The 15,617-nt window shown below is 32.9% G+C and carries 7 protein-coding genes; all 7 read right to left on the bottom strand.

The genetic code is table 4. The features are described 5' to 3' along the window. Nucleotides 1-4 precede the first annotated feature (4 nt). Nucleotides 5-1,627, bottom strand: coding sequence for a CTP synthase (locus D2833_RS01075; protein WP_011113419.1), 1,623 nt, complete (start codon nucleotides 1,625-1,627; stop codon nucleotides 5-7). Nucleotides 1,628-1,634: 7 nt separating this feature from the next. Beyond that, nucleotides 1,635-3,803, bottom strand: a complete 2,169-nt coding sequence (locus D2833_RS01070; RefSeq protein ID WP_011113418.1) for a RelA/SpoT family protein — start codon at nucleotides 3,801-3,803, stop codon at nucleotides 1,635-1,637. A gap of 13 nt (nucleotides 3,804-3,816) precedes the next feature. Then, nucleotides 3,817-5,565 carry an aspartate--tRNA ligase gene (gene aspS / locus D2833_RS01065; RefSeq protein WP_027333205.1) on the bottom strand — a complete coding sequence of 583 codons (1,749 nt, stop codon included), beginning with the start codon at nucleotides 5,563-5,565 and terminating at the stop codon, nucleotides 3,817-3,819. Between the two features lie 9 nt (nucleotides 5,566-5,574). After that, nucleotides 5,575-6,834: a histidine--tRNA ligase gene (hisS, locus tag D2833_RS01060; RefSeq protein ID WP_027333204.1), complete on the bottom strand. Its 1,260-nt coding sequence runs from the start codon at nucleotides 6,832-6,834 to the stop codon at nucleotides 5,575-5,577. Nucleotides 6,835-6,912: 78 nt separating this feature from the next. Further along, nucleotides 6,913-9,474: a hypothetical protein gene (locus D2833_RS01055; protein WP_011113415.1), complete on the bottom strand. Its 2,562-nt coding sequence runs from the start codon at nucleotides 9,472-9,474 to the stop codon at nucleotides 6,913-6,915. A gap of 6 nt (nucleotides 9,475-9,480) precedes the next feature. Beyond that, on the bottom strand, nucleotides 9,481-12,246 hold the full coding sequence (locus tag D2833_RS01050) for a cytadherence protein B (protein WP_011113414.1): 2,766 nt from the start codon (nucleotides 12,244-12,246) through the stop codon (nucleotides 9,481-9,483). A 161-nt stretch (nucleotides 12,247-12,407) separates the two neighbouring features. Further along, nucleotides 12,408-15,596, bottom strand: coding sequence for a hypothetical protein (locus tag D2833_RS01045; protein ID WP_027333203.1), 3,189 nt, complete (start codon nucleotides 15,594-15,596; stop codon nucleotides 12,408-12,410). Between the last annotated feature and the right edge of the window lie 21 nt (nucleotides 15,597-15,617).

The raw sequence follows: 15,617 nt of genomic DNA, 5'->3' as shown, positions 1-15,617 counted from the left end.
TAAATTATAACATTTTGATTTTTTTAACTAGTGAATCAAACAACGTTTCAGCCGCTGTAATCTTTGATGAAAACTCTGGGTGATACTGACAACCAATAAAAAACGGATGGTTTTTTAGTTCGATTGTTTCGACTAAGTTTTCTTGAAGATAGATCCCTGAAACAATGAATTCACCGTCATTAAACTGGTTTAGATAATCGTTATTAAACTCATAACGATGACGATGCCTTCTTTTAATACTATCTTGCTGATAAATAGCTTTAGTTAAAGTTTGATCTTTTAAACTAACTAAATAATCACCCAATCTCAAACTCCCACCATAATTAAGATCATCTGGGTTCATTATCTTAAAGATCGGATAAGTAGTTTGTGAATTAAACTCACTTGAGTTAGCATCAGTCATCCCCAACACATTTCTAGCATACTCAACACAAGCTAATTGCATCCCCAAACAGATCCCAAGGAATGGAATCTTTTTAGTTCTAGCAACCTGAATAAACTTAATCTTACCTTCAACACCCCTAGAACCAAACCCACCAGGGACAATGATCCCGTGAACATCTTTGAGTTTATGATTAACTTCTTCTAAAGATGCATCATCATATAATGATGATTCGATCCAATCGATCTCTAACTTAACGTGGTTATGATAACCAGCTAAATTAAGCGATTCAATTAAAGACAGATATGCATCTTTAAATTGGGTATATTTCCCAATAATCGCGATCTTTCTTACTAAGTTATTTTGATTATTAATCTTCTTAGCTAGATCATCTCAAGCTGATAATTTGATCTTAGGATCGATCGTGATCTGTAATTTGTTAGCAATCTTTTCATGGATCTTTTGTTGATTTAAATAATCTGGTAAGAAGTAAGTATTATTTAAATCAACAGAGTTAAAGATATGATCTTTATCTAGATAGGTTGCACTAGCAATCTTATGCTTGGTTTTTAAATCTAAACTTTCTTTAGATCTAATTACTAAAAAATCAGGGTTAATCCCAAGGTTGTTTAACTCTTTTAAAGAGTGTTGTAATGGTTTGGTTTTCTGTTCGCCGTTAAATAAACTAATGATGGGCACGACATGGATGAAAGCTGTGTCGTGCTTATCATTTTCGCGAATGATCTGCTTGATTGCTTCAATAAAAGGCAATGATTCTAAATCACCAATCGTCCCACCGATCTCACAAAAAACTAAATCGTAAGGTTGATTGTTCTCATCAGTGGCTGCTAGAGCAATCCGTCTTTTAATTTCGTTAGTAACATGGGGGATTAATTGGACTGTTTTACCCAAATACTCACCCTTGCGTTCTTTATTAATCACACTAAAATAAACTTTACCTGATGTGATTGATGAACGTTCATTTAGATCTTGAACTAAGAAACGTTCGTAATAACCAAGATCTAAATCAGTCTCTGTTCCATCTGAAGTAACAAACACCTCACCATGTTCATATGGTGACATTGTTCCCGAATCGACATTAAGATAGGGATCAAGCTTTAAGATATTGATCTTAAAGTTCTGGTGTTTGAAAATACTTGCAATCGAAGCAACGATCAACCCCTTGCCCACTGAAGAATAAACTCCTCCAGAAACAAAGATATATTTAGTCTTTTTACTAGTCATTGGTTAATTATAATAAGTTTCAATTAAACGACATATCTTTTAGGGTAATTTCATCCATGATGAAATTTAGATGACGCATATCTTGGACATAGATCCCAAGATCTGCCATAAACGTGTTGTTCTTCTTATCTTTAGTGACATTAAGTGAGAATAGTTTGGCATTATTGTTAATAATGATCAACAAGATATCATTAACCACATTTCCACTTCAAGCGCCTTGAAGTTTGACATAACTTCTAAACAATCTTGGTCTAGCAGCTAACTTTTCTTCGCTTCAATGTAGTGCTATAATCTTTTCATTATTTAATTTATTAATGTTCTTGCAATTTGGTGAATGAACATTAAGAATATTCTTTTGAATCAGTCCCGCTGAGGGAATATAAGGTAAGATCGAACAACAAGTACTAATCTTGATACTAGCAAAATTGATCCCTGGGATCTCTTTAAAATAAGAGTTAAGAAATAACCACTTGGGTTTGTGAACCTTCAGTTTTTTTAAGATCTTTTTTCAGTTATAGTTTTTTGAAAAAAAATCATATTGTTCATTATCAGTAAAGTTCGTCTTATTGACGTATTTAACATAATCACTTAACCGTTTAAAGCCTAATATCTTAACGCGTTCTAGAATGTCGTTTTGTGAAATGACATTCTTCTTGAGATGTTTTCTTAATTTCTCTAAGAACTCTTTTTCAGAATCTTCATACTGGTTGAGTTGTTCAATAATCGCGATTAATTCTTTTTTAATCGCGGGGTTTTTAATCCGCTTTAACCAGCTTTCATTAATCTTGATCTCATTACTGTATTCAAAACTAACGACATCCCCATCTTCTAATAACTTATCAAATAAGATATTATCATTTGAGCACATAATCTTATCTAAGAAGATAAACTGTTTAGGATCAACCCGGTAAGCTAACTCTAATGCGGTAACTGAAGAAGATAATGAATAGTTCTTATTATTATTTGATACCAACACATCAATTAAAGATCCCTTGGTTAGATCTTTAATTAAGGTAAGATCACGCGCACGCTTTTCATTAAAAATATCAACTTGAAACCGGTTAAGCACTTCAGTTTTATATTCATCAGTTTCACTGATATCAATATTAAGTTTGTAAGCCCAATGCGAAGCTAAACCTAAGTTCGAATTCCGGTCCATACTTTTGGTGCGAATCTGAACTTCGATTAGAGTCCCATCAACCAACACAGTTGTGTGGATTGATTGGTACAGATTATTTTTAGGCGCACAGATATAATCTTTAAATAATCTAGGGATATATTTAAAGTTTAGATGAACTAACCCTAGAACTTGATAAACATCAAATTCGTTTTCGACGATAATTCTTAGCGCATAAATATCATGGATATTTTTAATATTTTGACTATTATGTCGATAGTTAAGCTTTTGGTAGGTTGAATAAACGCTCTTAATTCTTGAGGTTAGTTCATAATTGAGATGGTTGCCATCTAAGATCTTTTTAATCTGTTGTTCGAAATTAATTCATTTTAATGAATTAATCAGTTTATGCGCATTAATTAATGATTGCGTATCATCAAACGCGGTGGGGTTGATGATCTTGAAAGTTATGTCTAGTAATTGGGTTTTAATCCAATACATTCCCAATCTACCCGCGATTTGGGCGTAGATATCAAATGTTTCTTGGGCAATAATCTTTTGGCGATCGCTTTTAAGATATTGGATCGTTGATAGGTTATGAAACCGATCAGCAATCTTAATGATGATCGGTCTTAGATCTTTTGAGATCGAACTAAAAACTCTAATCGTATAATCTAGTTCGTTCTTATGTAATAATAAGCCCTCACGGTTTTTCTTGGCTTCAGATGAGATCTTAGTAACAGCTTTAACTAGATCAAGTACGTTATTATTAAACGTTGATGAGATCAAACGTTTATCAACACTAGTATCTTCTAATAAATCATGTAATAACCCAGCAATGATCGTATCATCATCCATTTTTCATTCAGCTAACTTAATTGAGGTTTCAAGGGGATGGATGATGTAAGGTTCTCCACTTTTACGCTTTTGATCTGCGTGTCAGAATTTAGCAAACTCAAAAGCAGAAAGAAACTTCTTGATACTTGCTTCAGAATAATTATTCTTAATTAAGATCTGTTTAAAATCTTCTAAGCGGTTATTAACTGATTGAAAATCCATTATTTATGATCTCTTATTTTTCTTTGATGGCTAAATACAATTCATCTAAGAATTGTTGGTTAATTGCTTCAGAAGGTGAATTGTTCATCAGATCAAATCCTTGATTGTTTTTAGGAAAAGCAATCACATCCCTGATCGATTTGGATTTGGTTAAGATCATTAATAATCGATCAGAACCAAGTCCAATCCCACAGTGTTGGGGCGCACCGTATTGATAAGCATCTAATAAGAAACCAAACTTATCATTCATCTCAGCTTCAGATAAACCTAATGAACTCATCACTGCTTTTTGCAGTGATGGATCAGTAATCCGAATCGCACCACTACCTAGTTCAAAACCATTTAAGACTAGATCGTATGAAGCTGCTTTAGCATTAGCTTTATCTTCATTAAAGGTTGATAGATACTTAGCTTCTGGAGCTGTAAACAAGTTGTGTGCTGATTGATAAGAGTTTGTCTTATCATCCCATTCATATAATGGTCAATCAACGATCCATAAGAATTTGTACTCATCTTCGTTGGCTAATTGGTATAGTTCATTTAATTGACTTCTTACTGCACCTAATGATTTATTAATCACATTAAGATCATCATCACCAACAAAAAAGATCGTGCCTTTTTTATTTAATAAACCTAAGTTTTTTAGATCATCACTACTAATAAATCGTTTGATTGACCCATCAATAATTTGGTTTTGATCATAACTAAACCAACTTAATCCTTTAGCATAGTTATCTTTAGCGTATTTTTCCAACACTTTATGTTCTTTATATGAAATTAAGATTTCATCTAAAACGATTGCTTTTAGTCGGTTTTTCAGTGCAAACTGTTTGAACACGCTAAACTCATGATCAACAAAAGCAGCACCAACATCAACTAGTTCACAACCAAACCGAAGATCGGGTTTGTCTGTGCCAAACCGGTTCATTGCTTCATCATAACTCATGCGCATGAAGTTGGGTTCAATCTTAACGTTCATTAACCGATCAAAGATATGGATAAACATTGCTTCGACCAGTTTAAAGAACTGTTCTTTAGACATAAACGAAACTTCCATATCAATCTGAACGTGTTCAGGTTGACGGTCTTTTCTTAAGTCTTCATCCCTAAAACACCGTGAGATTTGGAAATACCGTTCAAACCCACTGATCATTAATAATTGTTTATAGATCTGGGCTGATTGGGGAAGTGCATAAAACATATTGGGGCCTAATCGTGAAGGTACTACGTAGTCTCTTGCTCCTTCTGGGGTGGTTTTAGATAAGATTGGGGTTTCAATCTCAATAAAACCTTGACTGGTTAAGAAGTTTCTTACGATCAGAAAAAAATCTGAACGCAGCTTCATATTTTTTTGTAACACCGGTCTTCTTAGATCGAGATAACGATATTTTAATCGCACTTCTTCAAGTGCATCAGTATTATCTTCAATTAAAAACGGTGGCGTTTTTGATTTTGAGATCAATGTTAATTGATCAATTAACAGTTCACGATCACCTAGTTCAAGATTGGGGTTAGCTACTTTTTTTAGTTGCAACTTACCTTTAATAAAAACAAGATCTTCTCTTGATAGGTTGGCATACTGATTCTTTTGATCAAACACTTGGATCAAAGCTGATTTATCAGCCACTTCAATAAAGTTAAAATTACCTAACTTGCGAACGTTTTTAACTCAACCAACGATTTCAACATCTTGGTTGATTAACTGATCTTGTTTTAGTTCAATAATTGGTTTACGATTAGTAAAGTCTAAAGGTTTTAACATATCAGATCGTTATTTAATAAATTCCTTGTACTTAATTGTTTGTTGAGTTTGACTACTTAAATCTTTGATCGTCATTGTTTGCTTACTCCATTCATCATTACCCATAATGATTAGGTGGGTGAATTTAGCTCTTAAAGCATACTTAATTGCCTTATCAACTTTATTAAGCTTGTGCTGGTAATAAACTTGATAGTTATGATTAATTAGTTCTTGGGATAAATTAAGTGTAGCTAATTCTTTATTGGGTACTAAATTAATTAATAAGTATCTTGGTTTTTGATCTTGGTTGATTAATGAATCTTTGGTTTTATCATCTAGATAACTGATAAACCGTTCAATACTTAAAGCAAAACCAATTGCTTTGAGTGGTTTATTTGTTAGTTCAGCTATTAAGTTTTGATAGCAACCACCACCAATTAACGTGCTTTGAGCTTGGTCGTTGTTAGCTAAAATAAACTCAAAAACTAGTTCAGAATAATAATCCAATCCCCTTACTAAAGAACTATTATATTTGTATTTAATCCCCAATTGATCTAATTGTTCTAACAATTGCTTAAACTGGGTTTGTTCTTCTAAAGAGATAAACTGATCAATTGTGGGTGCTGATCTAACAAAATCCTTTTTACTCTCATTTTTATCATCTAAGATTCTTAACACCCCATAAGAATCTAAGCGTGAAACTGACAGTTCACTTAATTGATCTTGGTATTGCTTAAAATACTGATTTAATTGTTCAACTCAACACTTGCGTGAAGCAAAATTACCCAACCAATTAATGTTTAACACACAATCAAAGTTAAAAGTATCTAAGATCTTTTTGGCAAACAAGATTGTTTGCAAATAATCAAGTTGATCTAATTCTCCAACCAACTCAATCCCGTACTGATAAAACTCACGCATCCGTCCTTTTTGCGGACGCTCATAACGAAACATTGGTTCGAGATAATAAAGTTTTAACGGTCAAGGGTTTTGATCTAACAATTTATGTTCATTAACTGCACGAATAATACTAGCAGTCCCTTCTGGTCTTAGGGCTAGTTTACGTTCAGAACGATCAATCAATTGGTACAATTCTTTTTTAACAATATCAGAGTGTTCTAGATTACGACTAAATAACTCAGCATGTTCAAAAACCGGAGTTTTGATCCTTTGAAAAGTATAAAGATCTGATAAAGCGATGATTTTATAACTAATCGCATTAAATAAAATCATCGCTTGATCAAACCAATCAGTCGTTCCCCTTACAGCGGTTATCTGCTTATTACTCATTAATTTAAGAATAAAACCACACGGTGGTTTTTATAATTATAAAAAAAAGAACTAAATTACTATTTAGTTCAATTAAATCTATTGATTGGGTTGTTTAGTTCGATCATAAAAACCAAATTGAGTTGTTGGTTCACTATTTGCTTGAGGTCTTGGATGAACTTTTCTTGGTTGATTAAATCCGGGTCTTTGGTGTGGGGGAATAAAAGTCGTTTGTTGGTAAGGATAAGTTCTTGTTTGATTAGGGTGTTGGGGATAATATCTTCTTGGTTGTTGATTAGGATTAAACGTATTAGTGGGATTAATTTGCACGGTTTGGTTATTAAACGGTGGATTAATCTGTCTGGTTTGATTGTTAACTATTTTCTTAGGTTCAGATTGAGGGCTGTATAATTTGGTCTCAATCTTTTCATAGATAATGTTAACTGAATCATTAAGTTTATCAACCTTACGGTTAGCATTCTGAAATAGATCTAATGAAACCTTTTTGGTTTTTAAGATCTGCAACACAATCAAGAAGATAAATGCCACAACTAAGATAAACACCACGATCGCTGAGACAACGATCGTTGGCACAACATAAACGGGATAAGCATTAAGATTATCATAGATAATTGTTGGGAATGCTAAGTTTACCAACTTTTGGTTGGGACTGTAATAGTTCCCATCAAAATAAGGAAATTGGATTGATAATCTTAAGGTTGAATCGTTTAGTGCAATAGCTTCTACTCTAGGTTTTCAATCGATCTCACCAGGAGTGTAATCATATAAGTTATTAAGCAATAAATTATTATTGCTTAATCTCATTGCACTAGTTGTGTTTAGATCTTGATTAACTAAATATGAAGATGGTTTAAAACTAATCATCCCCCATAATTTTGACCCATCTGAGTTTGGGATATTATCAAAACTAGGCACACCGTTATTAAAGAAGGTGGCATCAGAAAAACTTTGGGTTTTCTGATCATAAAAGACTAGGTTGAGATCTACTCTATTATTTTGAGTTACTAAAGTATAAAAAGCTTGCTCACCCAAAATTAGGGTTAAGAAGATCGATCCTTGTTGGTTAACTTGATACAGTTTAGTATAGTTAATTGCTAATGTCCCATTATTAAGTTGACTAATTGTTGGACTAATCTGATTAGTCCAACTAATTGATTGTCTTGGATCAAAGAAACTTAGGTATCATTTCCCATCTTTTAGTGCGATAGTTGTTAATAGATCAAACCCAGCCATACTGATATCATCACTAATCAGATAATAGTTAATCTGTGAGAGCAGATTATAACTATCAGCTGAGTATAAAAACCCCAACATCTCATCTTTAATGATTAAGATCCCAACTAGGTTGGGATAACTATTGTTTGTTTGACTAAAACGATCTTCTTGAACTGAATAGTGATAAGCGGTTCGGGTCTTAGAATTAATCTTAGATAGATTAAGTCTTGTTGTGTGAGAAGCACTAAAGAACTCATTAAAAAGATTAACATTATTAGTGATCTGGGCAACTTTAGTTTGACTGATCACCCCACTAACAAATAGGTTGGAATAATTAAGATTATCACTATTGTAGTAGTTAGCACTAATCTTATAACCGAATTGATTGTTATTAGTAATCGCACTAATAGGTGCTGGCACTAACCCTAAATGTAATGAATAGATCGCAGTTTGTTGGGCGTTTAATAATCCGTTAGGATTAACTAAATTTTGCTTCACAACATTTGCCCCAATTACGAAGTAAGCTGGGGTGTATAAACGAATGTTGTTAATCACAAACTGTGCTGTAGTTGCTTGATTAACATTACTAATATTATTTAACGCTCAATTAAGGTTGGTTGTCCCATATAATTGGGGAAAGATTGTGACCAAATTTAAGTCGTTATTCGTACTAAAGTCGTTGGTTTGATTAATATTAAATAGATAAAACCATAAGGATAATTGATCATTACTACCGAACACCCCTAAGCGATTATTAATAAACACTAATTTACTAATCGCATGATCATAATATGCTGAAATATTATTTAATAACGTGCTATTAGTTGGTTTATCTAATAGCCCTGATAGGTTTGAACTACTTGAAGTTGATTCAAACGCAATCCGATTGTATAAGGTCGCAATATTTCTTGAGAACCGATAAGAACTTAATTGGAACGTCTTAAGCACATTTAAAGTTTTATTCTCATCTTTTAGTTGCAACACATAAGCGGGTGAACTGACACTTAATGAGTTTAAGTCGTTCCCATTAATACTAACAATCGGGTTTTTGATCAATAAGTAATAATAATCAGCTCTTAAACTATCAGCAACAAAATCAACGGTTTGATAATTAATGAAGTTGGTCGCAAAACTGTAGTTATAATAAACATTGCCAAAAACATCAAGTTTAACAACACCAGTTTTGGTGAGAACAAAATAATCGTTATTACTATTAGTTACATAATGATTTTGTTCGGTTTTTAGTTGCTGATAATCCTGATTATTATCAGCAACTAACTGTGCTTGGTTAACTAATTTATCTGATCTAGAAGAATGATTAAAGGTTTGAGTGAAACCTAAAAATAAAAACAACGATAAGATAAGACTGATAACAATCTTAACTAGAGAATTGATCTGAACTTGTCTTAGTTGTTTTTTAATCATTGCTAATTAGTATTTATTTTCACTAATCATTTTGGTTTTAGCTTTATATTCTCTTAAGTTAGAGAAATTAACCCGTGAACGATCATCTTGATTAAATGATTGATTAGAATAATTAGTGCTTTGCTTATCATTAATTGAGGCTGTTTTATTCAAAATCTTTTGCATCATCTGTTTTTGTTCTTTTTCATTCTTATCATTAGATAATAATCTCTTAAACCGTTTAGAAGAATGAATTAATGATTTAAAGACTGAACCGATTGATAAAACTAAATGATCAACTTTTAAATTGTTCATTCTAAACGACCTGATTAAACGTTTTCTTTCTCTAACTAGTGCCATCCCCACTAATGCCATTAATCCAGTACTAACTAATAAGATTAGAACTGGCACACCGATCCCAACATAAAGATAGATATCATCGATCCCAATTGATCTTTTAAAACTTAAAAAACTATTATTAGTTGTTAATCCATCATTATGATCAGGGATGATCTGATAATCGTTAGTAACTTTACTAAACACGTATGGAACCAACCTAAAGGTTCCTTGATCATAATCAAGATTAATTACTTTGAGTTTTAATTGATAATCTTGATTATTATTAACTGGGAAATAGTTATAGATCGCTTTAATCCGATCTGGTTTTAAGATCGTTTCATTGTTCTGTAACTCAAATAGATCATTTAGACTTGTACCAATCAGATCAAGCCGATTAGGTTGGTTAAAATTACCACTACCTAAAAACTTAACTCGTTGAACAACGGGATTGATAATCCCATTATCTTGTAGATCATCATTATTAACCGAATAAAGGTGAAAAGAAAAGTCGTTATTTTGTAATGCTAACCCATCACGGTTATTAAACTGCAAGATCCCATTAGTTCTAGGGATCGTGAGCACATTAAAGTTGACATTACGATTAATCTGATCACCAAACGCTGAATAGTACAACTTAGGGGTAGTGGTAATTAATGAACTGGGAGCAAATAAACTAAACAGATAAGACTTATTGCTATGTATAACCCCAATCCCTCGAAAATCTTTAAACTCAAAGATCGGATTAAAGTTTAAGGGACTATTAATATCATAGTTAATAAAATCAATATTAGATAAACGATACAACCAGTTAGGTTTATTAGCGATTGAACGGTTTAATGAAGGGAGATAGATTCTTAAGATGTATGGGCCAACAGCAACCCCATAGCTTGAATCATCAAGCTGGATTAAGCCCCCTAAATCGTTTTCTTTAAAACCGTGACGAATCGTTAGGTTATATAATGTTCCCGTAATTGATTTGTTCTCACTGGCAACGTTTAAAGCATCAATATTAGGTTGGGCTAAAGTTGTTGTTCAAGGTGCAATTAAGCGAAACGGATATGAGTTTTGATTAAGATAATACGTACTACTAATATTAGCTTGATCAATCTGATCAGGTAAACTAATTAGATCATCTAAATTAAAGAATAAACCAATTAGCGCTCTTGGACCAACTGAGTTTTTTAGGGCATTCTTAGCACTAAGTGGGACCGAACTTAAGGTGTTAAGCTTAGCTAACTGTTCGTTTGTATAGTTAGCTGAATCTAAAACTACTTGATTAGGATTATCCGTATTATTTAAGCCAGTGGTGATACTACCAAATAAGAACACACTATTCTTATTCTCACCTAAGCCTTGTTTTACCCCACCAACTGCTATCCTTGGAACAAGGGTGTAGTTGGTGTTTTGTCCTAATAATAATTTTTGGGTATCAGGATCGTTTGAAGTTAATGAACTTAATAAGTAAGCATAAGGATAACCTGTGACAGTTGGTCTAGTACTAAGATCTTTATAAAACCTGATTCTAAACACCCCAATAGAAAGGTATTTGGTTGCTTGCTGACGAACACTCTGATCGTCATTAACCCAATTACCATTCCCACCAAAAAGAAAAACGTTATCTTTATATTCATAAAGATTAGCTAAATTAGTAATATATTGTAATCATGGTAATGAGATAAAATTAGAATCATTATTAAACCATGAAGGATGATCAGCTTTACGAAAACTACCATTATCACCATATAATGATAAGGTGTTAGTTTTCCAACTAGCGGGATAGTTTTGTGTTAAGTCAGTTGGTGAGATCATTGCATAATCAATGATCCCCACAGGATCACTAATCTGAGTGGGATTCTCTTTAACTTTTAAAACCACACCTTGTGAAGTCAGATCAGTTGCTAATTGTTGAAAACTAAGTAACTGGTCCTTAAGATCGTTAGTTAAGATCTGATCACTAACTGCTAAAAGGTAATAAATCGTTGGATCTTCTTGTGATTGAATCGCTTCAGCTACCACTTTTTTAGACACATTATTAATAAAAACAGCATCTAATGGTTTAGTGACAATCCGATTGTCACTATAAACTAAGTTTTGCTCTTCATCAACAGTAGCTAACGCATTAATATTTCTTAAATTTAACTCCCATTTTAAATAACCAAAGCTATCAATTCGTTCCAATCTCCCATCAGTCGTAATTACCAACAATCCACCATCTTTTGTCGGTGATGATGAAAAATTAGCATTAGCATTTCATCTAATCGAATCTAAAGAATATTTTCTAATGATCTGGTCAGAGGGTTGGTTGGTAATTAAACTACTTGATTGGTTGTTTAGTTTAACTTGATTAATGTTTGGTTTTTTAAAACCAAACAAACCGATAAAAATTAAACTAATCGCAGCTATTAGTAAGATAATAAAAAGAATAAGCGATCTTTTGATGTGAGCTTTTAACATTATCTTTTTGATGATAACTAAATTGATTATTTACTTGGTTAATCTAACTAAATTTAGTATGTAATTATTATACATAAAACAACCACCCTTTTTTGATAGAGGTAATGATTACCTTATCGTAGAGAAGGGAGGTTATTTTTTAAAACTAAGAAGTTTTATTTTTATTCTTTGGGAGCGGTTGGTTTTGGAGCAGCTGGCTTAGGAGCAGTTGGTTTTGTAGGCGCACCAGATTTAGGCGCAGTTGGTTTAGCTGGTGAGCTAGCTTTTGGTGCAGATGGTTTAGCTGGAGCACCAGGTTTAGCAGCAGCAGCAGGTTTCTTATCACCAGATTTACCAGCACCTAAAGCAGCAGGTTTTTTCTTAACGTTAGCAGTTTGGGTAATAATCTTCTTGTAAACTGAACCAACAGCAGCAGTCAAGGTATCAACTTTTTTGAATGTTGTTTTGAACCCTTTGTCTTGTAATTTTCTTTGAGCTCTTAAAGGAATACCGATAGCTAATCCTAAGATGATCATAATTGCAAGAATACCTAATGTACTACCAATTGCTGTAGGCACTACTCATGAAGGTAAAGCAGCAAAGTTGTTATAAGAGAATGTTACTAAATTATTGTTCTTTAATTTAGCATCATAATACTTACCATCTAAGTATTGGATCTGAACTTTTAGAGGTAGGTTTTGGTTTGTTAAATTACCATCAGGATCAACCACTACACGGTAGTTAGTACCAGCATTAGCAGGAGTGAAGTCAACTAAACTGTTTAAGAAGCTTTGGTTTGTAACGAAGTTTCTAGCCACTTGACTAGTGAACCCATTTTGAATTAAGTACTCATCGGGTTTGAATTGGATTGTTCCTCAGAAATCAGATGTATATTTAGCACCAGAACCTTCAAAAGCAATATCAGATAAGTTCTGATTAAATGTATTTACAGCAGTATATGATCCAGGAGAACCAGGGTTTGATGAGAACAATGCAACATTACCAGCAGCATTTACTGTATAGAATGAATTGTCTAATAAAGGTAAGATTACACCAATTTCATTAACGTCAATTAAACTTGTTGGACTGAATGAGCTTGACGCATCAGGGTTACTTGAGTCAGCTAATCTTAATGTATAAACACTAGATTTATTATTTTCATTTGTGAATAAGAAGTATCATAACTGGTTACCAGGGAAGATTGTTCTAATATTCTTAATTGATGAGAACTGATCACCAGGTGATACTGAAATAACTTGGTGAGTTGTTCCGAATGGTTGTTGGTTTGGTAATCCAGATGTTCTAGCTAATCCAATTTGTGATCTTAAGTATGTTGTTGCAGCAATCATTTCTAGACCGTTTGGATTTGGTCTATTTGAGTTTAAGAAGCTTGATGCTTTAACCCCAACATTTAAGTTATTTCTAATTCCATCAAATCCTAAAACTGATTGAATGTACTCATAAGTATTATCAGAATAGCCAGATTGGAAGATGCTTCGGCTTTCTGGTGTGTCACCTTGTGCTCTTATATATGGAGTATTAGAGAAACTTCTAGCACCTTCTTCAGTTAGATATCCACCCATAACAGGGTATGTTAATGAAGTTCTTCTAAATTGATTGGTTTCAGTACCTACTCTTGCAGCATCTAATACGTCGTAAGGGCTGTTGTTTAATAGTTTATATGTTCCGTATCAGAAAGTTCCTGTTCTAGTTTGTTGGTATCCTAAATAACCAAATACGTATAAGAAAGGTTGGAAGTTTCCAGTTGGACGTTGATCACCGTTATAAGAAGCTCTTAAAACTACTCTTGAACCTGTTGAAGTAAAACCAACACCACCAATTGTGTTTCGGATAAAGTTTCCTGCATTAGTTATTGGAATTTCATTTTGAATACCTAATCTGTATTCAGCATATATTCTTGCTTCAATAACATTAGGATCTGCTCAATTAGTTTCATCTATTTTGTTTGCAGAAGTTGGTTTACTATCAATTCCAAAACTACGATAAGTATTTAAAGTAGGATTAGAAACTGTTTGAGAAGTGTTAGTAGTATTTCCTGTTCCAGCACCTGTTGAACCACTAGATGTATCAGTTGTTGTCGTTGTTCCGTTTGTTGTTGTACCGTTATCAGTGCTTGAAGCTTCAATATCATCTGTTTTAACTTGATTCAAAGCGGTTAGATCAGATAATCTAGTTGGGAATGAATAGTATCATAATGATGGTAATTCAGAAGTACCAAAAATATAAATACTATCACCAATGAATGATAAAGAATTAACTGAGTTTAAGTATAGTCTTGAAAATACGTTAACTGAATCTTCTTTTAAAGTAACTTGTGGAGTCCCTGGTATGTCAAGAATTCAATATCTTTCGTTGCTTGGCAAACTTCCAGTAGCTAATCTTGTAATATTTTTATTCTCTTCAGAACCAGTTCATTCTGGATAAACAAATTTTTCATCTAATTGGAAAGATGTTTTAATTCTATGCTTGACATTCAATTGAGAATCGTATCTATTGTTTGCACCAGGCATTGCTCCTGAATTAAAAGTTGAAGGATTTTGATTATCAGTAGTGGTTTTAGTTTGAGCAATAGGATCTGTATTAGTTATTTGACCATTCCCAAAATCAAACATCCCATCATCAGCATTTGTTCCACTAACTCTACCTACTGGTCAAGGAACAACTGCAGTGTTTACGTCATTTGGTAAGATCTTTCTTTGAATGTATAAGTTATATCAATCTGGGTGTAAATCTTTAGGTAAGATTGGCGCATCTAAAATGAAGTCATTAACAATTTCACCTTGAGTTTGCTTTGTAAAATTAAATTTAGTCCCATCATCAGTAAATCTAATTACGTGAGCTGGATTATCAACACCACCAATTACAAACTTAGAATTGTTGTTTCTATTACCAATTCTATTTGAGTTAGTATTAATTCTTTTTAAATGAACGTTAGCTTCATCATTAACCAACAGAGCATAATATGCTCTTGTTTGTCTTTGATCAAATCTATTTCTGCTAGTTGTGTAATCTGAAACTATTTGTTTTACTTTGTATCCAGCAAAATCATCACTTAGATCTAAACCATATAATGGTTTAGTAAAACTATCTAATTTGATAATTGTTCCATTAGCTGCTGTTATAAAGTTATCATCAACATCTCTAAGAACTGTATTGAACAACGAACCATTTTGTCCAAGACCTGCAAGTCTAACAGAATTAGCATCTAGCGTTCTTGCTTGATTAACTAATTGCGTGTTATCGTTACTCTTATCTGATTGCTTAAAGCCAAAGCTTGCAGAACCAAGAGCTCCAAATACAGCTAATCCACCTATCAATGTATAACTTTTAAGTTTTTTAGAAATATTCATATCTTTAATATATTACCTTAA

Source organism: Mycoplasmoides gallisepticum (genome assembly GCF_900476085.1).
Taxonomy (GTDB): Bacteria; Bacillota_I; Bacilli_A; order Mycoplasmatales; family Mycoplasmoidaceae; genus Mycoplasmoides; species Mycoplasmoides gallisepticum.
Note: the sequence above shows the minus strand (reverse complement) of the source record. Positions and strands in the feature narration are given on the sequence as shown.